This window comes from Salirhabdus euzebyi (assembly GCF_014207435.1).
Classification (GTDB): domain Bacteria; phylum Bacillota; class Bacilli; order Bacillales; family Alkalibacillaceae; genus Salirhabdus; species Salirhabdus euzebyi.
In genome coordinates this window covers 1-24,251 of the sequence record NZ_JACHGH010000005.1, presented here as the reverse complement: position 1 = coordinate 24,251, position 24,251 = coordinate 1, and the positions used below count along the sequence as shown (strand labels likewise).

The following is a 24,251-nucleotide window of genomic DNA, read 5'->3' as shown; positions in this document are numbered from 1 at the left end:
ATGTAATGGTTTTAGTAAATTAATTCATACTAAAAAGAGGATATTTATGAAAGGAGATTCATAATGAAGACACACGTTACTTTTCGCTATGACTATGCAAGTGATTTTTTTCAAGAGCATGAATTAAAATATTTAGAGGAAGCTGTTCAAACAGCCCATCATTCTTTACATAATAAAACAGGAGCAGGAAATGATTTTTTAGGTTGGGTAGACTTACCAAGTGATTACAATAAAGAAGAATTCAGTCGTATACAAAAAGCTGCACAGAAAATTCAAAACGATTCTGATGTACTTGTTGTTATCGGAATTGGCGGTTCATATTTAGGTGCAAAAGCTGCTATTGATATGTTGAACCATACGTTCTATAACATTTTATCCAAGGATAAAAGAAAATTCCCGCAAGTATTATTTGTAGGAAACAACATTAGTGGACCTTATATTAAGGATTTGTTTGATGCACTTGATGGAAAAGACGTTTCGGTAAATGTCATTTCAAAAAGTGGGACAACAACAGAACCAGCTATGGCCTTTCGTGTTTTCCGTAAGTATTTAGAAGACAAATATGGAAAAGAAGAAGCGAAAAACAGAATATATGCAACAACTGATCAAGAAAAAGGTGCTCTTAAGCAATTAGCAACAGACGAAGGGTATGAATCTTTTGTTATCCCAGATGATGTTGGCGGACGATTCTCCGTTCTTACAGCAGTAGGATTATTACCAATAGCAGTAACGGGTGTAGACATTGAGCAAATTATGAAGGGGGCGCAGGATGCTTCTCAGGATTTATCCAGTGAAAATCTATTTGAAAATCCTGCATACCAGTATGCTGCTTGCAGAAATATTCTTTATCGTAAAGGGAAAACAGTTGAGCTGTTGATTAATTATGAGCCAGCCTTACAATATTTTTCAGAATGGTGGAAACAACTTTTTGGAGAAAGTGAAGGGAAAGACCAAAAAGGTATTTATCCTTCTTCTGCTAACTTCTCAACGGATTTACACTCATTAGGACAATATATCCAAGATGGGTACAAGCAAATATTTGAAACAGTACTGAAAGTAGAAAATCCACATCGTGATATGGAAATACCGGAAGATGCTCAAGACTTAGACGGACTAAATTATTTGCTTGGTAAAACGTTCGATGATGTAAATAAAAAAGCATTTGAAGGGACATTATTAGCACATACGGACGGTCAGGTACCTAATTTCATCATAAGTATTCCTTCTATGGATGCATATACATTTGGATACCTTGTTTATTTCTTTGAGAAAGCTTGCGCTATTAGTGGCTACTTATTAGGTGTTAATCCGTTCGATCAACCGGGAGTGGAAGCATATAAGAAAAATATGTTTGCCCTATTAGGTAAACCAGGATTCGAGCAACAAAAAGCGGAATTAGAAAAACGATTTAAATAAAGTTATTATTAATAGAAAGTGCGACGTAAATTGATGTATGCAAATCCAACCGCTACGGAAATACACTACGCGTACCTTAGGGCTCGCGCTGAGCCTCCTCACTCGCAAAGATCGCTCGCTGTGGGGTCTCAACGTCTTCGCTGTCCCGTAGGAGTCTACGTGTATTTCCTTCGCTAATATGTGCTCTCTTTCTTACCAGTTGAAGAGAGAATTCTCATACAAATGTCATTAAGGGCTATCACAACTGAAAGATATGATTAGCGTAGGCAGAATACGAAGACTCCTGCGGGACCGCACGTGTCTGAAACCCCCGCAGCGGTGGTTTTCCGCGAGGAGGCTGAGGCCGTGCCCGTGGAAAGCGAAGTATTCTGCCGAAGCGGTCATATAGCACTGACCAAAATACAAAGGTATAGTTACGTCGCAATTTAAGGTTTTTGTGAACAAACAACGACCTAAGCATATAAAAAGGCTTTGTCATAAAGTGGCAGAGCCTTTTTTCTATGCAAAAGAAATGTCCGGGTATACTAAACATAAAACAGAAGAAAAGGTGAGTTTTATGTTAGCTTTAGAATCAGCAATTGAAAATCAAGTCTTCTCTTTAGAGGATTTAGAAAATAAATTAAAGCCAATTGGCTTTGTAATAGGTAGCAATTGGGAATATGACCATGGTTATTTTGATTATCAAATGACAAATGAAGGAAGGTATTACTTTGTCCGAGTACCTTTTAATGCCGAAATAGGCCAATTAGATGAGCCAGGGGTACAAGTGAGAATAGGAGCCCCATTTATTTTAGGACATCAATATGCAGATGGAATTGACGAAGATGCAATAATAGGTAACTTTACTGCATCTTTTAACCAGTTCCAGCCCCCTGTAGATGCTGATACCGAAGTACCAGATCAATATGCAGAACAAGGTACAGAAATAATAAAAAAAGTGGAGCAGAACTTGTTATCTTAGGTTAGCCAATGTAATTAATTGGTCATTATCTTCAAGTGTCATTTGAAAAGGAGGGTTTAAATTAAACTCTCCTTTTCTTATGATCCCAATTAAAAGCTCGTCTTTTATGACGAATTCATTCGAACATGTTAAGAAACTTTCACCAATTAAATGATTAGGTATTTTATATTCTTTATATTGTTGACTAGATAGCTGTTCTAAAATTAAATCAAAAGGCTTAACAGGTTCTTCCCTATATATTTCATGGTAGAAAAGCGTACTCATAAAATCATTTGATCGGATGACAGTATTTGCACCAGCACGTTTGGCATTTGCTATTTGCTCTTTTGTCAGTATTTCTGTAATAATTGAAACATTTGAGTGTAGACCTCTAACAGCTACTGTAATTAATATAGATAATTGGTCTGCTTGTTTTTCTTCTTTTGATTGGTCAGAAGTAATAATAACAAATCTTGCTTCCTCTATATTTGCTCTCTTTAATGTTTCATCAAGGGATGGATCCCCTTTAATAAATTGAAAATGAAAATTATGATTTGGTGAAAGCTCTAGGGTACTATCCACTAATACAATATCCTCAGCTGGTACAAATTCCTTTATCATTTTTAGTAATTGTCTGGAGCGTTCGTTCCAACCAATTACAATAACATGATTTTTTCCCCTGTATGCAATATGCCCTTTTGACAATTCTTTTTCTTGTTTCATCACACCAGTTGATACAGCAACCATATAATATGTGACAATACCTCCGCCAGCTAAAATCATCAGTATTCCTACTATTCTTCCAGTTGTTGACACAGGGACGTAATCCCCATAACCCACAGTAGAACCTGTTACAAACGCCCACCATAATCCTTCAAATAAAGTCGGGAAATGATCTGGTTCAACTAAATGAATAACTATACCAAATAAGAACATAAAAAACATAACAGTTAATAGTAACCGTAAATAGATTGGAATTTGAAAATACCATCTCCATACCATCTGTAAACGCATTATCTTTCTCCTCAAGTTAAATGTATTTTGAAAGAAATAATCTTACCATTATTTCTTACTTTGCATTATTATAAGTTTGATACGATAATGAACATTACATACATATAGGAGGTAAGATATGGAACTAAAAAATGATTTTTTAATGGAATTATTAAATACACCATCTCCATCAAGTATGGAAATGGCGATTCAGAAAAAGTGGATGAAATATGTTAAGGAGTTCGCTCATGAAGTAAGAACGGATAATGCGGGAAATGTGATTGGAATCATTAATCCGGAAGCTGATTTTAAAATCTTACTTGCTGGACACTGTGATGAAATAGGATTTGTTATTACAAAGATTGAAGATAATGGTTTTTTGCGTTTTAGCAAATTGGGGGGGATAAGCCCTAAAGTAGCTATCGGCATGAAGGTTTTAGTAATGGGAGAAAGTAAAACATTTACTGGAGTAATAGGGGCAAATGCAGAACATCATGGTGGGGTAAAGGAAAATTTAGAGTTTGAAGACCTTTATATAGATTGTGGTGCAAAATCGAAAGACGAATTGGCTTCTGCGATAAAAATTGGTGACTTAGCTGTTTATAAAAGGGAGCCAGAAATGTTAATGGATCGATACATTACAGGTCGAGGATTAGATAACAAGACAGGTGCTTTTATTGTGGCGGAAGTTCTAAGGATTCTGTCCGAGAAAAAGATTAAGGTCGGAGTCTATGCTGCAAGTACAGTGAATGAAGAAACAAATCTAGGAGGAGCTTATTTTGCAGCTGCAGGTGTTAATCCTACGTTAGCAATTGCTTGTGATGTAACATTTGCTACCGATTATCCAGGTGTTAATACAGCAAAACATGGAGATATAAAATTAGATAATGGTCCTGTTTTAGCAAAAGGAGCACCTATTAACATAAAGGCTAATAAATTGCTGGAGAAATCAGCACAACAATTAAATATGAATTTGCAATATGAATTAACACCTCGCACTACCGGCACCGATGCTGACCGTATGCGCTACACGGGTCCAGGTGTCCCTGTTTCCTTGGTTTCTCTTCCATTACGTTATATGCATTCACCAGTGGAAACAGCAAGTTTAAAAGATATCCAAGAAGAGATTACATTACTTGTTCATATGATTGAAAACTTAACAGGAAATGAATCATTAAATCCGTTAGAGGATTAATTCATTTTTCTATCAATACTGACAATTTCATATTATAATAGGGGTGTAAAAAATATCGATTCTATCTTCGGGGCAGGGTGTAATTCCCGACCGACGGTGATGAACTGTTCAGTTCTAAGTCCGTGACCCGTAAGGTTATATACCAAACGGTGGACCTGGTGGAAATCCAGGACCGACAGTGAAAGTCTGGATGGGAGAAGATGTGGAGCGTATATTGGTACACCTGTACCTTTATTTGCCTATGCCTAAAACCCTTTAAGCCCAGCTTAAAGGGTTTTTTATCAGGATTTATGCGCTCCCCTTCATCTGGGATTTGAATCGGAGGAAAATGATGGAGGAGAATATTTATGTCAAAATCACCAAAGTTATTAAAGCTCATTGTTTTATCTATTTTATCAACTGTGGCGATGTTACTCATGCTACTGGACTTTCCTTTACCTTTACTACCTAGCTATTTGAAGGTTGATTTTAGTGATGTACCTGCCATTATGGCTGCCTTTATTTTTTCACCAATTGCAGGGGTTTTAGTTGAAGGATTAAAGAATGGACTTTACTTTTTATATGCAGGAGCAGGAGATCCAGTTGGGATTGTAGCAAATTTTGTAGCAGGTACGTTGTTTGTATTACCTGTTGCCATCTTTTATCACAAATATAAAACCGTAAAAAGTGTAATTTCTGGTATTGTCATGAGTACAATGATCATGGCAATTGGCATGTCTATTTTAAACTATTTTCTCTTCTTACCAGCATATTCTTGGATTATGGGATGGGAAAATATGTCCCACGGAGTTAAATTATCGACAATAGTGGTAGCTATATTACCGTTTAATACTTTGAAAGGATTAGTTGTTGCTATGTTGTTCGTCCCGTTGTTCATGAAGATGAAACCGTGGATTGAAAAGCGGCAACTTGTTTATAATACGTAAAAATATATCACTTAAAAAAAGACGTCTACGAATAAAATCGTAGACGTTTTTATGTTATATCTTCATTTTTGGCCCTTTTCATATTGTCATTTGTATCACATTTGATAGAAATTGCGACGTAACATTATGCATGAAACACAGCCGCTACGGAAATACACTACGCGCACCTTAGGCCTCGCGCGCTGAGCCTCCTCACTCGCAATCTCAACGTCTTCGCTGTCCCGTAGGAGTCTACGTGTATTTCCTTTGCTAAGCATGTGCTTATCTTTACTGTACGGATGAATTGGGGAAAAGAAAGTTGAAAAAATAGTCGTATTGATAAGGAAGAATTTTCTAACATCCTATATGGTTTACCACTATCCTTGAATCAGAAAATCAATCTAAGCGAAGTATTCTGCCGAAGCGGTCGTACAGCACTCATCAAACTGCAGCATTATTTTTTCAATGGAACGACACCTAATGTACATCTAGAAATAGAAATCATATTTTCTTCTTCATCAACTATTTTAATTTCCCAAACCATTGTGTTTTTGCCAATATGAATAGGAACAGCAATGCCTTTTACGACACCAGTTCGTTTACTTTTAATATGATTGGCATTGATTTCGATTCCAAAAACCGTGTGTTTGTTTGGATCAATGTTTAGAAATCCGCCAATACTAGCAGCGCTTTCAGCAAGAGCAACACTAGCACCACCGTGTAAAAACCCTAACGGTTGATGTGTTCTAGGACCTACTGGCATTGATAAGACTACTTTTTCTGGATGTAATTCCACCGGTTCTATATGTAAAGCCTCCATTAACGTATTAGCAAATGACATATTCAAATGATTCACCCCCGAATAAAATAGTAATGGATATTTCTATGTAAGAGCATGTTAAGGATAGTAGCACCTTTCTTGAGCATTCCACTTAAACAGAATAAAATAGATAGGAAACTAAATAAATTTTACCATATCAGATTGTCCAATAGGATAATAACCCATTTATATGAAATAAATGTTACAATATTATACTGAGTAGATAAAATAAGAACTGGTCTAATATATATTTTTTTAAACCCCTTTTAACGGAGGAATTTGCATGATTGATACAACACAGGAGAAATTAATTGATTCATTAGATAATGCTATAGAGGCTTTGCGATATAAAAGTAAGAACAATTTATATAGCTACACAGAGAAAATTAATTCCATTGATTCAGTAGCCTTATATGCTAGTGCTGAAATGTATAAGGGTACAAGGATGTTTTGGACAAGCCCGGATAACCAATTGGTTTTAATTGGCTTTGGCTCCACATCTATGTTACATGCTGAGCAAAATCGATTTAACGAAATAGATCGCCAATGGAACGATCTAATCGAAAAGGCAATTATTGATAATTCCTACCAATTACCAGGAACTGGGCCTATTTTAATGGGTGGATTTTCTTTTGATGAAACAGAAGAAAGTGACCTGTGGAAAAATTTTCAGTCTAACAAGATGGTCATTCCTGAATTTTTAGTAACAACTTATAAAGGGGTTAGTTATTTAACCTACAATGTATTGATTAATGAAGAATCTTCTCCGGAGAAGATAGCCCATTACTTACAGGAACAGAAAGCCCATTTTTTAGGGAGCAAAAATCATTCTTCTGTCTCTTCCAATCGCCTAATAGAAGCAGAAGATGTATTAGGGGATAAATGGAAAAATACAATTGTGAAGGCAACCAAGCAAATCGAGTTAGGGAGTTTGGACAAGGTCGTATTGGCTAGAGAATTAAAGGTGAAATTTGGAGAAATTATTTCTATTCCAAATGTATTAAATAATTTATTAGAGCAGCAAAAAAATAGTTATGTATTTGCAATGGAAAGTGAAGATGATTGTTTTATCGGTGCCACTCCGGAAAGATTAGTAAAAGTAGAAGCAAACGAATTATTATCTACATGCTTGGCCGGTACTGCCCCTAGAGGGGAAACGATGGCCGAGGATGAAGTAATTGGTCAAAAGTTGTTAGAGGACGAGAAAAACCTTCAAGAGCATGCCTTTGTAGTAGACATGATAAAAATGGCAGTTGAAGCTTGTTGTGATGAAATAGAAGTACCAACGAGTCCTGTACTTTTGCCGTTAAAAAACCTACAGCATTTATATACACCTGTTAGAGCAACTTTAAAAAAGGAGTACTCTCTTTTAGAGGTTGTGAAACGATTACACCCTACGCCTGCTATGGGCGGTGTACCGAGGGAGAAAGCATTACAATTTATCCGTGAAGATGAAGATTTAGAAAGAGGATGGTATTCTGCTCCAATTGGCTGGATGGATGCAAGTGGAAATGGAGAATTTGCTGTTGCTATTCGATCAGGTCTAGTAAAAGCAAATGAAGCTTCTTTATTTGCTGGTTGTGGCATTGTCAAGGACTCGAGTCCAGAGAAAGAGTACCAAGAGACAGAAATAAAATTTCAACCAATGTTGGCAGCTTTGGGAGGATAACAATGAATCATACAGAAAATCTTTCTTATTTCGTAGCTCATTTCGTAGATGAATTATCAAAAAGTGGTGTAACGGATGTGGTTATTTCTCCTGGTTCAAGATCCACCCCATTAGCCCTGATGTTTGCGGAACATCCTAAAATGAAACATTGGGTAAATTTGGATGAGCGATCTGCCTCCTTTTTTGCCTTAGGTATGGCAAAGGAAATAAATAAACCAGTTGTTTTACTCTGTACATCAGGCACCGCAGCTGCTAATTATTTGCCTGCTATTGTGGAGGCATACTACAGCCGTGTACCGCTTATTGTCGTCACTGCAGATCGACCACATGAACTACGTGATGTCGGTGCTCCGCAAGCGATAGATCAGGTGAAAATGTACGGAGACTATGTGAAATGGTTTCACGAAATGGCTCTTCCAGAAATAGAAAACAATATGTTACATTACGTTCGAAGTATTGCTTCGAGAGCTGTCTCGACTGCTGAACAAGACAATGCAGGGCCAGTTCATCTTAATGTTCCATTGCGTGAACCATTAATTCCTAATTTCTTTCTTCCAAATCTATGGGGGAAAAGTGAGAGTTCTGCCCCATTCTTCACACATTTTTCTGGTAAAAAAGAACTTAGTGAAAGACAACTGGAAGGTATTGTTTCCCACATAAAAGATAAAGCAAAAGGATTAATTGTTTGTGGACCCCAGATGGACATGGAATTTAGAGAAGCGATATTTAAATTAGCGATGAAATGGAATGTGCCTGTGCTAGCAGATCCTTTATCTCAGCTAAGAGCAGGTAAAAATGAGAAAGGTCTCTTAATTGAGGCGTACGATACCATCTTAAAGAGTAGCGATATAAGAGCAAAACTAAAACCAGATTATATTATTCGGTTCGGAGCAATGCCTGTTTCCAAACCATATTTGTTCTTTGTGAAAGAAAATAGAGACATTCCTCATTATGTTGTTGAGTCAACAGAAGGATATCGAGAGCCTGCATTACTAAATACGCAATATGTATATGCAGATCCTCATGCCTTCTGTTTAGCATGTGCAGAAGTCAATTTAGAGAATGATGCAGAGTTTACTAATCGTTGGATAGAATTAAATAATACGGTTAAAAGAAAATGGAAAGAAGATTCAGAGGTTTTAACAGAAGGACATGCTGTTACGACTATACAAAAATGTTTAGGTGATAATCATATTTTATATGTGGGTAACAGTATGCCTATACGGGATGTAGATACGTTTTTTATGGGAACTAGTGCAGAAGTGAAGATCATTGGCAACAGAGGAGCGAACGGTATTGATGGGATTGTTTCTTCTGCTATTGGTGCTGCTGCCCATGGGAAAAAGGTAACCTTGTTAATTGGTGACTTGTCTTTTTATCATGATATGAATGGTCTTTTAGCTGCGAAGCAATGTAACATAGATTTAACGATTGTATTAATAAATAACAATGGTGGAGGAATCTTTTCCTTTTTACCTCAAGCTCAAGAACCAAAGCATTTTGAAGTTTTGTTCGGAACTCCTCTAGATCTATCCTTTCAAAAAATAGCTCATTTGTACGAAGGCTACTATGCAAGAATTGAATCTTGGAGTCATTTTGAAGATGAACTAGAAAAAGCCTATCAATCGAATGGAATAAAAATGCTAGAAATAGTAACGAACAGGGATGAAAATGTTAGTTGGCATAGAGAACTGTGGCAGGATGTTGAGAAAATGCTTTTGCGTATAGTAGGAAATCACTAATGTTTATCGAACATAATGGGGACCGTTACTGGGTAACGATTGAGGGAGAAGGTATTCCACTTGTCCTTCTTCACGGTTTCACAGGAACCGTTCATACTTGGGAAACGTTGCGAAGCCAGTGGCAAAACAAATTCCAAGTAATTACAATCGATTTGCCGGGGCACGGTCAAACAGAGGTTCATCCCCCTTATTCTATGCAAACTACTTGTGCTGCCATTTTTCATCTTTTAAAAACACTTGAATATGATCACGTCCATATACTTGGCTACTCATTAGGTGGCCGAACAGCTATATCATTTGTTAATATGTACCCGGAAATGGTTAAAACATTAATAGTGGAAAGTGGTTCTCCAGGATTAAAAACGCAAGAAGAGCAAGAACTACGAATAAAAAATGATGAGATGTTAGCTACTATGATCGAAGAAGAGGGTTTGCAACATTTTGTGGAGTATTGGGCACATATACCCTTATTCGCTTCTCAAAAACGTTTGCCGAAAGCTGTACAAGAGAAGATAAAAAAAGAGCGACTTTCACAAAAGGGAAAAGGGCTCGCAGATTCATTACGTTACATGGGAACAGGAAAGCAGCCTTCCTTGTGGGACAAGCTTTCATACATCCAAATACCAACTCTTTTCATTACTGGAAGCTACGATCAAAAGTTTGTGGAAATTAATAACGATATGCAAAAGCTGTTGCCTAATGCGATTCATAAAGTGATAATGGATGCGGGACATGCTGTTCATGTGGAACAACCGAAATTTTTTGGTAAAATAGTAAGTGACTTCATTTTACATAATGAATAGTCCTAATATGTAAGCGTTATGAAAAAGGAGGATATACAATGGCAATTGAATGGACAAAAGAAAGAGATTACGAAGATATTAAGTATGAAACGTATAATGGGATTGCGAAAATTACTATTAATCGCCCAGAAGTAAGAAATGCTTTTCGTCCCTTAACAGTTACGGAATTAATTGATGCTTTTTCACGTGCTAGAGACAATTCGTCAGTAGGTGTAATTGTGTTAGCTGGAGAAGGTGATGATGCTTTTTGTGCAGGTGGGGATCAAAAAGTTCGTGGACATGGTGGTTATGTGGGAGATGACGAAATCCCTCGCTTAAATGTATTAGATTTACAAAGATTGATTCGTGTTATACCAAAGCCTGTTATTGCAATGGTATCCGGATATGCAATTGGTGGAGGTCATGTATTACATGTAGTTTGTGATTTAACAATCGCTGCTGACAATGCTATTTTTGGACAAACAGGACCTAAAGTGGGTAGCTTTGACGCTGGCTATGGTGCAGGTTTACTTGCTCGTATGGTTGGACATAAAAGAGCTCGTGAAATTTGGTTCTTATGTCGTCAGTATTCTGCACAGGATGCGTATGAAATGGGAATGGTTAATACAGTCGTACCATTGGACAAGCTAGAAGAAGAAACAGTTCAGTGGTGTGAGGAGATATTGGAGAAATCACCTACTGCTCTTCGTTTCTTAAAAGCATCATTTAATGCAGATACAGACGGATTAGCTGGACTTCAGCAAATGGGCGGAGACGCGACACTACTTTACTACACAACGGATGAAGCAAAAGAAGGTCGCGATGCTTTTAAAGAAAAAAGAAAGCCTGACTTTAAACAATTTCCGCGTTTTCCTTAATACCATAACATCTATTGTTTTTTCTTCAAGGACCCTTATCGTATAATATCGATAGGGGTCTTTTTTAAGGCACTTTTCTTCGTTTACTACTATTTTTACTTAATAGGAAAGGATGTAATAAAAATGGAAATTCCACATTGGCTTGAAAAACGAGCTTTTTTATCACCTAATCAAACAGCCATCCAATTAACAGACGGGACAACTATATCGTTTGCTAATCTTCGTCAGGATGCAGTAACGTTTGCAGGAAAACTTATAGGCTGTGGTGTAAAATGTGGAGATCGCATCGCATTACTTTCCAGCAACTCTTACCAAATGGTTGTGGCAATTCATGCTATGACATATATAAATTGTTCCGTAGTATTGCTCAATACGAGGCTATCGGGTACTGAATGGCAATTTCAATATGATGATGCAGCTTGTACTTATTTATTGTATGAAGATATATACGAAGCGGACATTAAAAACTTAACGGTAAGCAGTAGGGATACATATTCTTTAACGGCTATTGAAAAGCAAAAGGAAACAAGCTTCAATATTCCAACAGAAATGGACTTAGAGCAGATTTTTACTATTTTATATACTTCCGGAACAACTGGATTTCCTAAGGGAGTACAATTAACATACGGTAATCACTTTTGGAGTGCAGTTTCCTCTGCACTTAATTTAGGTTTACATAAACAAGATAGATGGTTAGCAACTTTACCTTTATTTCATGTAGGTGGACTATCGATTTTAATTAGAAGTACTGTATATGGGATTCCAGTTCATTTACATACGAAATATTCCAAGCAAGCTATCCACCGTGACATAATGGACCAAGGAATAACAATTGTTTCTGTTGTAACAGTCATGTTAGAAGAGCTCTTGGGTGAGCTTGGGGAGCAAAATTATCCGTCTTCTATGCGCTGTATGTTGTTAGGTGGGGGGCCGGTTCCAAGGCCATTATTAGAAAAATGTAAGAAAAAAGGAGTACCCGTGTTTCAAACATATGGAATGACTGAGACGTCTTCACAAATTGTTACTTTAAGTCACGAGGATGCTCTTCATAAGCTTGGTTCTGCTGGCAAAGCATTATTCACTGCTCAAGTAAAGATCGTTAAAGAAGGAAAAAAGCTTGAGCCCAATGACATTGGGGAAATCATGGTGAAAGGTCCAATGGTAACAAGAGGTTATTATAAAAGAGAAGAAGCGAACAAGGAAGCCTTTCAAAATGGGTGGCTTCATACGGGGGACTTAGGGTATCTTGATGAGGATGGGTATTTATATGTTGTCGATCGACGTAAGGATTTAATTGTTTCAGGTGGTGAAAATGTGTACCCAGCTGAAATTGAATCTGTATTAAAAGAATTGGATAGTGTGAAAGATGCGGGTGTAGTTGGTATAACAGATAAAAAATGGGGACAAGTTCCTGTCGCTTTTATTGTTCAGGCTGGTAGTAAGCATTCCCAAGACATAAACCAATTAAAAACCTTTTGCAAAGACCGTCTGGCGAAATACAAAATTCCAAAAAAGTTCTTTTTTGTCGATGAACTTCCGCGTAACGCGTCCAAAAAGCTTCTAAGAAGAGAACTACTGGAATGGGTAAAAAGAGAAGAGGATTAACATGAATCTTAGCCAAATTAACCTTTTTCACATAGGTATGAACCTTCGTACACCATTTGTCACCCATGCTGGGTCCGTATCAGAACGGGAAGCAATTATTGTAGAAGCGGTCGATCAAAATGGGACAAGTGGATGGGGTGATTGTGTACCTTTTACTACTCCTTTTTATACGGCAGAGACAATAGACACAGCATGGCATATGTTAACCAACCTCTTTGTTCCTGCATTGAATAAAGGGACGATAACACAGCCAAGCGACGTAAATGAACTTCTCTCATCTTATAAAGGTCATTTTATGGCTAAAGCAGGATTAGAAGCAGCTTTGTGGGATTTGTATGGGAAACAGAATTCCATGAGTTTGTCTAAAATGATAAAAGGTACGAAAGAGCAGGTTGAAGCAGGTGTTGTACTAAGTTTAGAAGATGATTTCGAGGAGAAGGTAGCTGAATATAAGGCGGCAGGGTATAAACGTTATAAACTTAAAGTAGACAAGTATAAAGAAAGAGAGCAAATCCAACAGTTTAGAAAGGTAGCACCTGATGTTCCTGTTATGTTTGATGGAAATGGAATGTATAAGGAGAAAGACTTTGATCATCTGCGCTCGTTAGATTCTCTTCACATTTTGATGATAGAACAACCTTTTGAACAGCGCGACTTTTACTTGCATTCGAAACTACAAAGTCAAATAAGTACGCCTATTTGTTTAGATGAAAGTGTGGAGACGATAACAGATACTATTCAGGCAAAAGAATTTAAAAGCTGTTCCATTATCAATGTGAAAATGAACCGTGTTGGGGGATTAACAGAAGCATTAAAGATTCATGACTATAGTATGAGTCATAACATCAGGTTATGGTGTGGAGGAATGCTAGATACCGGAATTGGCCGTGCTCATAACATCGCCTTAGCTTCTTTACCAGGTTTCTCTTTTCCTGGCGACATTTCTGAATCAAAACGTTATTGGAAAAGGGATATAGTTTTTCCAGAAATAAAAGTAGAAAATGGTGAAGTAAAAGTACCCTTAGGTCCAGGTATTGGCTTTGACATAGATAAGGAATATATCGAGTCACTTACAAAACGTCAAGCTTTTATAAAAATGTGAGGGAAAGTGGCTGACCCACAGTTAAAGTACTGTAGGGTCTTTTTTATTTCTACTAGCATGGAAAGTAACCATTTTTTATAAGCATAACTAAAGGGGGTACAGGTGATTTTTGATCATCATTGACGTTTTGTCAAACAAAATTTTTGCAACTTTTTGTGTTGAGACAAGTAATTTTTTTAAAAAATTTATAATGAGTACTTGAAATGATAATCATTTTCAACTAAAGTAGAGATTGAGAATAATTATCATAATCACTAACTGTAGGTTTATACATAAAACTACAGTAGTTTTCAGAAGGCAAAGGGGAGATTTTCTATGAAATCACTTGCAGCCAATAATTTAACATTAGCATATGGTGACGATGTTATTATAGATGCATTAAATATTGAAGTACCTAAAGGGAAAGTAACTGCCTTTATTGGTAGTAATGGGTGTGGAAAGTCCACCTTGTTACGTTCTTTAGCTAGACTGTTGAATCCTAAATCTGGGCATGTCGTACTTAATGGTTCGAATATTGCAAAGCTGAAAACAAAAGAGGTTGCAAGGGAGATGTCTATTTTACCCCAAAGCTCAGCTACTCCTGAAGGACTAACAGTATCCCAACTTGTCAGGCTAGGTAGATATCCTTATCAAGGGTTTATGAAAAAATGGTCCAAAGACGATGATTTAGCAGTAGAAGAAGCTCTTTCTTCAACAAATATGATGGATTTAAAAGATCGTCCTGTAGATTCCTTATCTGGTGGACAAAGGCAACGCGCTTGGATTGCCATGACCCTAGCACAGGACACAGAGACAATATTGCTGGATGAGCCAACTACGTATTTAGATTTAACTCATCAAATAGAAATTTTAGATCTGCTATTTGAATTAAATGAAGAAAGTAATCGTACGATTGTTATGGTCCTACACGATCTCAATTTAGCATGTCGTTATGCTGACCATATCGTAGCAATTAAGGATAAACAGATTTGGTCACAAGGTAAGCCAGAAGAAATTATTACTTGTGATTTAGTCCATAGCGTTTTTAAAATGAATTGTGATGTTACACTTGATCCTTTGTTTGGAACACCGATGTGTATACCACACGGTAAAGGTCGTTGTTTAATCAAAGAAGAAATTCAAAAAAGTATAAAAGTGTTACAGTAACGGACACGATAATATAGTTACATAAATCCCGCTGACTAGCGGGATTTTTTGTACTTTAAGAAAGTTTAACTTTGTTAAAGGATTAAAGTATAAGAAAAACCATAAGGACTTGGCGACTAGCCAAGTTTTTTTAATATGTTTAATAATTTGTATTTTTTCACTTGTGGAGATATGAAAAGTCGTGCTTAGTTTTAAAAGCTTTGGTACTGAACCCTTTTCCCATAAGATGAATTGTTTCATGCCAGACACTCATAATAAATAAAAAAGAGTGAAAAATAGGTGAAGGAGGTTAAAGTGATGGAAAAAGAAAAGTTCTATGTTGATATAGGGACCCATGAAATATCTAGATTACAGGCTTATAATAACAATCATTTTGTAATTTACGGCACTCCTGAAGAAATAATGCTACTTCGAGAAGTAATGGATGAAATGTATAATTCCGAACTGGGAACATGGATTCGCGCTCACATCCCTATTATGGAATACCATAATGATAAGACAAATGATCAATATGACGAAGGAATGTACCGAGTTTATGAGATGTTGTACAAACTAGGTGACGAAAAAACGAAAAAGCATATCGAATCAATGGGTATCCTAAAAGATGTATAAAACAAATAAACCTCGCAAAAATTTAGCGAGGTTTATTTATAATAAAAATATTTAGTTTTTCTCCAAGGACATCTAGAGTCGTTTTATGGGGTCATTTCTTGTGCAGAGTTAACAATTTCTTCTGGAACTTTAATTTCTTCAACCTCGTTAAAGTTACTGTAAACACCGTTCACATCTATTTTTGCAACCGAAGATTGTCCGTTTTGTGTATCTTCTATTTCAATACTCATATTAAATGTTAGCGGATAATAGTTTTCCTTATCAACACTAAATATGATATCTACATGATTGATTTTAACGTTGTTCAACATCTCTGTATCTAACTCTGTTCCAGTAATATTGTTTTGTTCAAGTTGTTCCTTTATCAAATCAAGCATTTTATCTCCTTTTGAATACAAAGATACTTCATAATAGTCAGGGTGCTCTTCCAATTCAAAATCTTCTATATAGTTTTCTAGTTGTACTAACTGCTGGCTTGGAGATTGTTGGTCTTGCATGGCATTTAGTTGATCAACCATTTCAGCAGGTGCCTTTATCCACCCTTGATCCCCACCTTGTTGAATAAAAAAGCCTTCATCGGTGAAGTACATTTCCGCCTTTTGATCTAAAAATTCCATCTGCTGATAAAAAGCTTGAGGTTCTACATGGATTTTAGCAATAGATTTCATTTCAACTGAGAAAGCTTGTTCCATTTCTGGAATGGAAACTTCTTGATTCATGTCCATTTCCATTTGAAAACTTTCTAAATTTTGACTTGCTTCCATTGTCTTTTCATAAATTTCTTTTGCGGAATTGTCAATATTCGAACACGCACTTAAAGTAAAAATTAAAATTAAGGTAAGTAAAAGTTTTTTTAACAAAATGAAACCTCCCAATCGTTTTTAAACATATATTGTTAAAAAAAGTATAAATTAATTTCCGTTTTAATGAAAGAAAGTCTAAAAAGTTTATATATATGAAATAACGGATATGTAAATAAATAAATAGTTAGAGGAGGAAGAACATGCATTTCCTCAATTCCAAGCATTTTATTATTGGACTAACCATCTTTTATCTTACCAGTTTTCCAACTCAAGCAAATTCTAATCTTAATCAGCCCATTATTCATGAAAATAAAATAAACATTAATTCCATTCACTCTATAACTAACGAGGGACAACCATCCTTAACAGAAGAAACTATTGTTGCCATTACGGATAAATTTATGGACCACCTTGTTCAGGAGGTGGATAACAATTACCAAGTAGTAAACTATCGAAGCAAGGAAGAATTAGCGAATAGTTTTTCCTCCTTTTCTAGCCTTTCACTTGCAAAAAAAATCGTGGATTTATATTATAAAGAACATGACAATAAATTATATATTATTCCTACGGAGACACCACCATGGTTTGTTCATGATCAACCTTATACGAAAACAGAAATTAGTAAAAATCATATAGAAATTGTACAAACTAACAGTAGTGATCTATATGGTAACTACAAAATTAAAATGCAATTTAAATATATTGATGATAAGGGTTGGACAATAGAAGATGTCAATTATCCAAAGGAATAAATGCAGCTATATAAAAGGTAGTGAAAAAAATGATTAAATTTAAAGACTTTTATCATAATGAAGTAACGCTTTCCTTTACAAAAAATCCATTTTCCGCAGATCCAAAACATGTTTGGGTTATTACAAAGTTTGCAGATAAATGGTTGTTAACAAAGCATAAGGACAGAGGGATGGAATTCCCCGGTGGTAAGGTAGAAGAAGGTGAAACACCTGAGGAGGCTGCCGAACGAGAAGTGTTTGAAGAAACTGGTGGAATTGTAGAAGACTTAACCTATTTAGGACAATATTATGTAGACGGTAAAGGCGGAGCGGTTATTAAAAATGTTTATTTTGCTAAAGTAAATCAATTAGTGAAACAGCGAAATTACTATGAAACAGAAGGACCTGTTTTACTTTCTGATCTTCCGCAAAACCTAACAGATATTCCTTCCTTTAGTTTCATGATGAAGGATGGAGTACTAGTAAATAGTCTTCAATTCCTTGAAAAAGCCCAGCTAATTCAGTAGCTGGGCTTCATTCAAGTTATCTATTTTTTATTAACTTTCTTTCTATGCCTTCAACTATTTGGTACATAATAGCAGCAAATATTGCAATCAATAATAAGCTGAGTAAGACAAGTGTTAAATCAAACACTTGGAATCCGTAAATTATTAAATAGCCTAACCCTTGCTCTGATGTTAAAAACTCACCAACAATAATACCTACCCAGGAGAGTCCAACATTAATTTTTAACGTGGATATCATTGTTGGAACAGAAGCTGGTAAAATGGCTTCTTTAAAAATTTGTCGGCGGTTTGCTTTAAAGCTTTTTAACACTTTTATATAGTTCTTATCTACTTCTTTAAACGAGGTATAGACGTTGATGGTTGTAATAATAACAGAAACCATAATACCCATTGCAATGATGGACGTATAAGTGGGACCAAGAGCTACTATGATAATAGGTCCTAATGCAACTTTAGGCATTGCATTTAACACGACAATATAGGGGTCTAAGATCTTTGACAGTTTCGGTGACCACCATAGAATCGTGGCAAAGATGATACCTATTAGTGTACCAAGTAAAAAACCTGCTATTGTCTCTAATCCGGTAATTTGTAGGTGAATCCAAATAGAACCATCTCCAGCTTTTTTTAGAAAAAGATCCCAAATTTTTGATGGGGAACTGAAGATAAGAGGGTCTATCCATCTTAATTGACTAAATAACTCCCAAAGTCCAAAGAACAAGACAAAGATAATGCCTTGCCAAGTGTATACTGCTCTTTTTTCTTTCCTTTTTTGACGTTTATATTGTTCAAAAAGGAGTTGATCATTATTTTTGCTCAAGGCTATCCAACTCCTTCCATACCGTTTGGAAGAATTCTGAGTAAACAGGATCCTGTCTAGCGTCAAATGGTGAGAGCTCTACAATTTCTTTTGGAACATCAAATATTTTTGCGATTTTTCCTGGTGCTGTATCTAAAAGAATGATTCTATCGCTCATGGCGATAGCTTCACCTATATCATGAGTGACAAGAACAGAAGTTTGTTCATAATTACGGAGAATTTCTAATATTAAGTTCTCTAATTTTAGTTTTGTTTGATAATCTAAAGCAGAAAATGGTTCATCCAATAATAGAAGTTTTGGGTCTGTAATAAGCGTTCTTGCGAGTGCAACACGCTGTCTCATACCACCTGAAAGCTGGTCAGGGTAAGAATCCTTTGTTTGGCCAATTCCGATTTCATCAAGTAGTTCCATTGCTTTGTCTTTTACAGATTGCGTTAAGTTCTTTTGAATGTGAGGTCCGATTAATACATTATCGATTATTGTTTTCCAAGGAAATAAATAATCTTGCTGCAGCATATAACCAATATTAGAATCCTGTGTCTTAAGTGGCTTTCCTTCTAATAAAACTTCCCCATCAGTCGGTTCAATCAACCCCGCTATTATGGATAGCAGGGTTGTTTTTCCACAACCACTAGGGCCAATCAAGGACACAAAACTCCCTTTTTTGACTTCAAAAGATATATCTTCTAGTGCTTTCGTATAGTTTTTTTCAGACAAATATAGATGGGAGATATCCTTTACTGTTAGGAATGCCAATGATGTTCACCTCTACTCACTTATAATTTTTTCTGCAATTTGTGTGTTCACGAGTGTACCGTGATCCACATCTTCAGGTAATTCTCCAGCTTCATCCATAATTGCTTTTAAGTTATTCCATTCTTCTTCATCTAAGATAGGGTCAGTCGCGAATGCCCCTGCAGATTTATATCTCTCTACAGAAGATGCAATGATGTCTACATCTGTGTCTTCGAAATAGGGGCTGATTACTTCAGCAACTTCTGTAGCATCTGTTTTTTCCACCCATTGCTGTGCTTTATAAATCGCTCTTGTGAATTTTTCAGTAGTTTCTTTGTTATCTTCCAAGAAAGATTGCTTAGCCATAAAAACCGTATAAGGTACTTTACCAGATGCCTCTCCAAACGATGCAATTACATGACCGTTGCCTTCCTTCTCAAAAACACTTGCTGTTGGTTCAAACAATTGGACATACTCGTAATCACCAGTTTGGAATGCATTTGGAATATTTGCAAAGTCAACATTTTGAGACAGCTCTAAATCCGATTGAGGATCAATTCCCTTTTGTTTCAGTACGTACTCTCCAACCATCTGTGGCATGCCACCTTTACGTTGGCCTAGGAATTTACTGCCTCTTAAATCTTCCCACTTAAAGTTAGGTTTAGGTTCTTTTGAAACAAGAAATGTACCATCTTTTTGTGTTAACTGAGCAAAGTTAATAATAGGGTCATTTGCTCCTCTTGCATGGACGTAAATGGATGTTTCTGAACCTACTAGTGCGATATCGGCTCCATCAGACACTAAGGTAGTCATTGTTTTATCTCCACCCCATGTCGTCTTTAAATCAATTTCTAAGCCTTCTTCTTCAAAGAAACCTTTTTCAATTGCTACATATTGAGGGGCATAGAATACAGAACGTGTAACCTCTGCAACACTTAAAGAGGTTTTATTTGAAGAATCACTATTTGAACAAGCGCTCATTACAAAAATCAATATCAATGAAAAAACAATACTCATAAATCTTCGGACGTTTTTCATTATTTATGTCATCCTCCTTATTCTTAAGTAAAATGATGAAGCTAAAAATATATTATGCTGTTGGGTAAAATGTGTGATAGCCCATAAGAAAATGTGTAGAGTAACTAGTTAATCTTCTCTATAAAAAAAAGCTGCTTGCACATATTGGCAAGCAGCGAAAGAAATATATATATAGGATATGAGAGAGCGATAATTATTTGCGCAGATACAAAGGACCTGCTTGAGCGATTTCATCTGATACATTCGGAAACTTTTTAAAGTTCTCATGGAATTGTGTAGCAAGCTGTTTTGCTTTTTCATCGTATTGGTTCGGATCTTTCCATGTTTTCCTTGGAATTAGTACTTTGTTAGGAACACCTGGACAATGAACAGGGATTTCTAAACCGAAAAGAGGATCTTTTACAGTTTCTGTTTTGTTCAATTCACCTTCTAATGCTGCACGCACCATAGCTCTAGTATGAGAGAGGTCCATTCGTTCTCCTTCACCATAAGAACCACCAGTCCAACCAGTATTAACTAAAAACACATTCACCTTAAATTGGTCAATTTTTTCCCCAAGCATTTCTGCATAAGTTGCTGCAGGTAATGGTAAGAATGGAGAACCAAAGCAAGTGGAGAACGTTGCTTGAGGAGAAGTTACTCCTCTTTCCGTACCAGCAAGCTTACTTGTATAACCACTAAGGAAATGATACATCGCCTGTTCTTTTGTTAATTTACTAATCGGCGGCAGTACACCAAATGCATCAGCCGTTAAAAAGATAATTGTCCGTGGATGGCCAGCAATACTAGGTAAAATAATATTATCAATATTTTCAATTGCATAAGCTGCACGAGTATTCTCTGTTAAGGAAGTATCATCATAGTCCGGCATTCTTGTAGTCTCATCTAATACTACATTTTCTAGTACTGTACCGAAACGTATAGCGTTGTATATTTGTGGTTCCTTTTCTTCAGATAGGTTAATACATTTTGCGTAGCATCCACCTTCAATATTAAAGACACCACTGTTTGACCATGCGTGTTCATCATCACCTATTAATTTTCTATTAGGATCTGCGGATAGTGTTGTTTTACCTGTACCAGATAAACCAAAAAATAAGGAAACATCGCCCTCTACACCAACGTTGGCTGAACAGTGCATTGGAAGTACGTCCTTTTGTGGTAACAAATAGTTCATAACAGAAAAAATAGATTTTTTAATTTCTCCCGCGTATTCTGTTCCACCTATTAATACAATTTTATGCTCAAAGGAAATAATGACAAATGCTTCAGAATTTGTGCCATCAACTTCTGGATTTGCTTTAAACGTTGGAGCAGATAAAACAGTAAATTCTGTTTTATGTTCAGCTAGCTCTTCCTCTGTCGGCCTGATAAACAGTTGACTAGCAAACAGATTATGCCAAGCAAACTCATTCACTACTTGAATGGGTAAACGATAATTTTTATCTGCTCCTGCAAAACCTTTAAAAGAAAAAATTTCACTTTTTCCTTTTAAATGTTGAATCACCTTCTCATACAAACGCACAAATACATCAGAAGAGATAGGTTGGTTGACAGAGCCCCATTCCACTTTGTTCTCACTTACAGAATCTTTTACGATAAATTTGTCTTTCGGTGAACGCCCAGTATATTTACCTGTTACGGCACGAACAGCACCAGTAGCAGTTAAAATTCCTTCTTTACGTGCTAAAATTTTCTCTACTAAATCAGGAGTAGATAAATTATTTTTTTTATTATCTAATTCTTGTAACACTTCACTTATAGGTTTATGGCTTACATTATTCATTTAAAGCATCATCCTTTTTATATAATTTCCAAAAAAGTACCTTTATTTGCTAATAGTATAACACATTAAAAAATATAGTCCATACTAATTGATGAAAATTAAATAAGAAATGTTAAAGATATTTTTAGGGAATAATGACTGTTTTCGTATATATATAGAAACGATGGAAAATTTGTGCATATAATTGTGTTTGTTTGACAATCTATTTTGTAAACGATATGATAATTCGCGAATGGGTACCCTGTTATTTAACATAAGGTATCCATTAAAATACCGTATAATGATTACATAGATGTAGCATGATAAACAACACTATAAACCTACCTTTTCCTCATCGTCTAGCTCAAGCGTATAGTCCACTGGGTGCTAAGTCAATCCCTTATTACAAATTTCTGGCTTATATATGGTAGGACTATCTAATCGATTACGCTTTTCTTTTTAAAAAAGGTAAGTTTATTCGTTTTATATTCCGTCATTTTCGGTTAAATTAAGTAAAGATAGTGTGTGATGTCCACATAAATCGTTATTAGAACATAATATCTTCTTTGTTCATAAAGATAAAAAACCGGATATCATCCGATAGAAAAATATGTGTTCGTAATAAAAGGAGGAAACAAAAAGAATGGCTGTAAAGCGTCGGCTATTTACTTCAGAATCCGTAACAGAAGGGCATCCAGATAAAATCAGTGATCAAATATCAGATTCTATTTTAGATGCCATTTTAGAAAAAGATCCAAATGCTCGCGTAGCTTGTGAAACGACAGTAACAACTGGTTTAGTTTTAGTTGCAGGAGAGATTTCGACAACAGCATATGTTGATATTCAATCTATTGTACGTAACACGATTAAGGAAATTGGATATACACGTGCTAAATTCGGATTCGATTCAGAAACTTGTGCTGTACTAACGGCAATCGATGAACAATCTGCCGATATTGCTCAAGGGGTAAACCAAGCATTAGAAGCACGAGAGGGTCAAATGTCAGATAGAGAGCTTGAATCGATTGGTGCAGGTGATCAAGGTTTGATGTTTGGGTTTGCAACGAATGAAACTCCTGAATTAATGCCATTACCAATTTCTTTATCTCATAAACTTGCCAAAAGACTGGCGGATGTACGTAAAGATGATACACTTGAATATTTACGTCCAGATGGGAAAACACAAGTAACTGTCGAATATGATGAGAATGACAAGCCAGTTCGTGTTGACACTATCGTTATATCTACTCAACATGCCCCTGAGATAACCTTAGAACAGATTCAAGGGGATTTGAAAAAACATGTTATTAATGAAGTAGTGCCTTCAGAACTAATTGATGAAGATACAAAATACTTTATAAATCCAACAGGTCGTTTCGTCATTGGTGGTCCACAAGGTGATGCAGGTTTAACTGGCCGAAAAATCATCGTGGATACATATGGCGGATTTGCCCGTCATGGCGGGGGAGCATTTAGTGGTAAAGATCCTACAAAAGTGGACCGTTCTGCCGCTTATGCTGCTCGTTACGTAGCAAAGAATATTGTAGCTGCTGGTCTAGCTGATTCTTGTGAAGTTCAGCTGGCGTATGCAATTGGGGTAGCGCAACCAGTATCTATTTCCGTTAACACGTTTGGAACAGGTCAAGTATCTGAAGAAGATATGGTGAATGCAATTAGAAAAACATTTGACCTACGTCCAGCAGGGATTATTAAAATGTTAGACCTAAGACGTCCAATTTACAAAGATACAGCGGCGTATGGGCACTTCGGTCGTACGGATATTGAATTCCCTTGGGAAAAAACAGATAAAGTTGATGAGTTGAAAAATAATTTAGGGTAAACTGGTAAAGCCTTGGTACTTCATGTACCGAGGCTTTTTATGTATAACTGCTATTAATTGTTTCAATTACGGGTGTTAGGAGGAGAAAAATAGTCAAGTCCACGTTATTGTGTAAAATTGAATCACAATGTTTCAACTATATTTATTCAGGGGGATTGTTTCTTCCCCTTTTATTTTTTTTGACCT

General features: G+C 36.2%; 22 protein-coding genes and 1 riboswitch. Of the genes, 15 read left to right on the top strand and 7 right to left on the bottom strand.

Features of this window, described 5'->3' with window-relative positions; all coding sequences use genetic code 11:
• The first annotated feature begins 63 nt into the window (after positions 1–63).
• Together HNQ94_RS09105 and HNQ94_RS09100 are read left to right on the top strand one after the other, a co-directional pair.
• Positions 64–1,416 (top strand): glucose-6-phosphate isomerase, encoded by a 1,353-nt coding sequence (locus HNQ94_RS09105; RefSeq protein ID WP_174497822.1) that lies wholly within the window; start codon positions 64–66, stop codon positions 1,414–1,416.
• 556 nt (positions 1,417–1,972) lie between these two features.
• A complete protein-coding gene (locus HNQ94_RS09100) occupies positions 1,973–2,377 on the top strand; it encodes a YugN-like family protein (protein WP_174497821.1) in 405 nt (134 codons plus the stop codon).
• Here the strand turns inward: HNQ94_RS09100 and HNQ94_RS09095 are convergent.
• Entirely contained in the window at positions 2,369–3,370 is a 1,002-nt protein-coding gene (locus tag HNQ94_RS09095) for a potassium channel family protein (protein ID WP_174497820.1), read from the bottom strand. The two genes, HNQ94_RS09100 and HNQ94_RS09095, sit on opposite strands and share 9 nt — an antisense overlap.
• Positions 3,371–3,488: 118 nt before the next feature.
• Here HNQ94_RS09095 and HNQ94_RS09090 point away from each other — a divergent pair, with 118 nt between their 5' ends.
• Together HNQ94_RS09090 and HNQ94_RS09085 are read left to right on the top strand one after the other, a co-directional pair.
• Complete coding sequence (locus tag HNQ94_RS09090; protein ID WP_174497819.1) at positions 3,489–4,544, top strand: M20/M25/M40 family metallo-hydrolase; 1,056 nt, start codon at positions 3,489–3,491, stop codon at positions 4,542–4,544.
• Positions 4,545–4,603: 59 nt separating this feature from the next.
• A riboswitch (FMN riboswitch) is annotated at positions 4,604–4,750 on the top strand.
• 141 nt (positions 4,751–4,891) lie between these two features.
• Entirely contained in the window at positions 4,892–5,470 is a 579-nt protein-coding gene (locus tag HNQ94_RS09085; protein WP_174497818.1) for an ECF transporter S component, read from the top strand.
• Between the two features lie 433 nt (positions 5,471–5,903).
• Here the strand turns inward: HNQ94_RS09085 and HNQ94_RS09080 are convergent, their stop codons facing one another.
• Positions 5,904–6,290 (bottom strand): hotdog fold thioesterase, encoded by a 387-nt coding sequence (locus HNQ94_RS09080; protein ID WP_174497846.1) that lies wholly within the window; start codon positions 6,288–6,290, stop codon positions 5,904–5,906.
• A 262-nt stretch (positions 6,291–6,552) separates the two neighbouring features.
• Here HNQ94_RS09080 and HNQ94_RS09075 point away from each other — a divergent pair, with 262 nt between their 5' ends.
• The 8 genes from HNQ94_RS09075 to HNQ94_RS09040 all read left to right on the top strand — a co-directional run bounded on the left by HNQ94_RS09075 (position 6,553) and on the right by HNQ94_RS09040 (position 15,805).
• A complete protein-coding gene (locus tag HNQ94_RS09075) occupies positions 6,553–7,938 on the top strand; it encodes an isochorismate synthase (protein ID WP_174497817.1) in 1,386 nt (461 codons plus the stop codon).
• A 2-nt stretch (positions 7,939–7,940) separates the two neighbouring features.
• On the top strand, positions 7,941–9,680 hold the full coding sequence (menD, locus tag HNQ94_RS09070) for a 2-succinyl-5-enolpyruvyl-6-hydroxy-3-cyclohexene-1-carboxylic-acid synthase (RefSeq protein WP_174497816.1): 1,740 nt from the start codon (positions 7,941–7,943) through the stop codon (positions 9,678–9,680).
• Positions 9,680–10,483: a 2-succinyl-6-hydroxy-2,4-cyclohexadiene-1-carboxylate synthase gene (menH, locus tag HNQ94_RS09065; protein ID WP_174497815.1), complete on the top strand. Its 804-nt coding sequence runs from the start codon at positions 9,680–9,682 to the stop codon at positions 10,481–10,483. Before menD ends, menH begins: the two co-directional genes overlap by 1 nt.
• Positions 10,484–10,521: 38 nt before the next feature.
• The gene (gene menB, locus HNQ94_RS09060; protein WP_174497814.1) at positions 10,522–11,340 is read left to right on the top strand and encodes a 1,4-dihydroxy-2-naphthoyl-CoA synthase; all 819 of its coding nucleotides are present in this window, start codon (positions 10,522–10,524) and stop codon (positions 11,338–11,340) included.
• Between the two features lie 123 nt (positions 11,341–11,463).
• Positions 11,464–12,945, top strand: coding sequence for an o-succinylbenzoate--CoA ligase (locus HNQ94_RS09055; protein ID WP_174497813.1), 1,482 nt, complete (start codon positions 11,464–11,466; stop codon positions 12,943–12,945).
• A gap of 1 nt (position 12,946) precedes the next feature.
• Positions 12,947–14,047: an o-succinylbenzoate synthase gene (menC, locus tag HNQ94_RS09050; protein ID WP_174497812.1), complete on the top strand. Its 1,101-nt coding sequence runs from the start codon at positions 12,947–12,949 to the stop codon at positions 14,045–14,047.
• 315 nt (positions 14,048–14,362) lie between these two features.
• Complete coding sequence (locus HNQ94_RS09045) at positions 14,363–15,193, top strand: ABC transporter ATP-binding protein (protein WP_174497811.1); 831 nt, start codon at positions 14,363–14,365, stop codon at positions 15,191–15,193.
• Positions 15,194–15,490: 297 nt separating this feature from the next.
• On the top strand, positions 15,491–15,805 hold the full coding sequence (locus HNQ94_RS09040) for a hydrolase (protein ID WP_174497810.1): 315 nt from the start codon (positions 15,491–15,493) through the stop codon (positions 15,803–15,805).
• 83 nt (positions 15,806–15,888) lie between these two features.
• On the opposite strand, the gene HNQ94_RS09035 is transcribed toward HNQ94_RS09040, so the two are convergent.
• Positions 15,889–16,665 carry a DUF6612 family protein gene (locus HNQ94_RS09035; RefSeq protein WP_174497809.1) on the bottom strand — a complete coding sequence of 259 codons (777 nt, stop codon included), beginning with the start codon at positions 16,663–16,665 and terminating at the stop codon, positions 15,889–15,891.
• 143 nt (positions 16,666–16,808) lie between these two features.
• Between HNQ94_RS09035 and HNQ94_RS09030 the strand changes: the two genes are divergently transcribed.
• Positions 16,809–17,360, top strand: coding sequence for a hypothetical protein (locus HNQ94_RS09030; protein WP_174497808.1), 552 nt, complete (start codon positions 16,809–16,811; stop codon positions 17,358–17,360).
• Between the two features lie 29 nt (positions 17,361–17,389).
• Entirely contained in the window at positions 17,390–17,866 is a 477-nt protein-coding gene (ytkD, locus tag HNQ94_RS09025; protein WP_174497807.1) for an RNA deprotection pyrophosphohydrolase, read from the top strand.
• Positions 17,867–17,882: 16 nt separating this feature from the next.
• Here ytkD and HNQ94_RS09020 read toward each other — a convergent pair whose 3' ends face one another.
• From HNQ94_RS09020 to pckA, 4 genes are all read right to left on the bottom strand, one after another.
• Positions 17,883–18,686, bottom strand: a complete 804-nt coding sequence (locus HNQ94_RS09020) for an ABC transporter permease (protein WP_221452533.1) — start codon at positions 18,684–18,686, stop codon at positions 17,883–17,885.
• Entirely contained in the window at positions 18,673–19,443 is a 771-nt protein-coding gene (locus HNQ94_RS09015) for an ABC transporter ATP-binding protein (RefSeq protein WP_174497806.1), read from the bottom strand. The genes HNQ94_RS09020 and HNQ94_RS09015 overlap by 14 nt, the downstream gene beginning before the upstream one ends.
• Before the next feature lie 12 nt (positions 19,444–19,455).
• Positions 19,456–20,460, bottom strand: coding sequence for an ABC transporter substrate-binding protein (locus HNQ94_RS09010; RefSeq protein ID WP_174497805.1), 1,005 nt, complete (start codon positions 20,458–20,460; stop codon positions 19,456–19,458).
• A gap of 193 nt (positions 20,461–20,653) precedes the next feature.
• The gene (pckA, locus tag HNQ94_RS09005) at positions 20,654–22,246 is read right to left on the bottom strand and encodes a phosphoenolpyruvate carboxykinase (ATP) (RefSeq protein ID WP_174497804.1); all 1,593 of its coding nucleotides are present in this window, start codon (positions 22,244–22,246) and stop codon (positions 20,654–20,656) included.
• 622 nt (positions 22,247–22,868) lie between these two features.
• On the opposite strand from pckA, the gene metK reads away from it, so the two are divergent.
• The gene (gene metK / locus HNQ94_RS09000; RefSeq protein WP_174497803.1) at positions 22,869–24,065 is read left to right on the top strand and encodes a methionine adenosyltransferase; all 1,197 of its coding nucleotides are present in this window, start codon (positions 22,869–22,871) and stop codon (positions 24,063–24,065) included.
• Positions 24,066–24,251 lie beyond the last annotated feature (186 nt).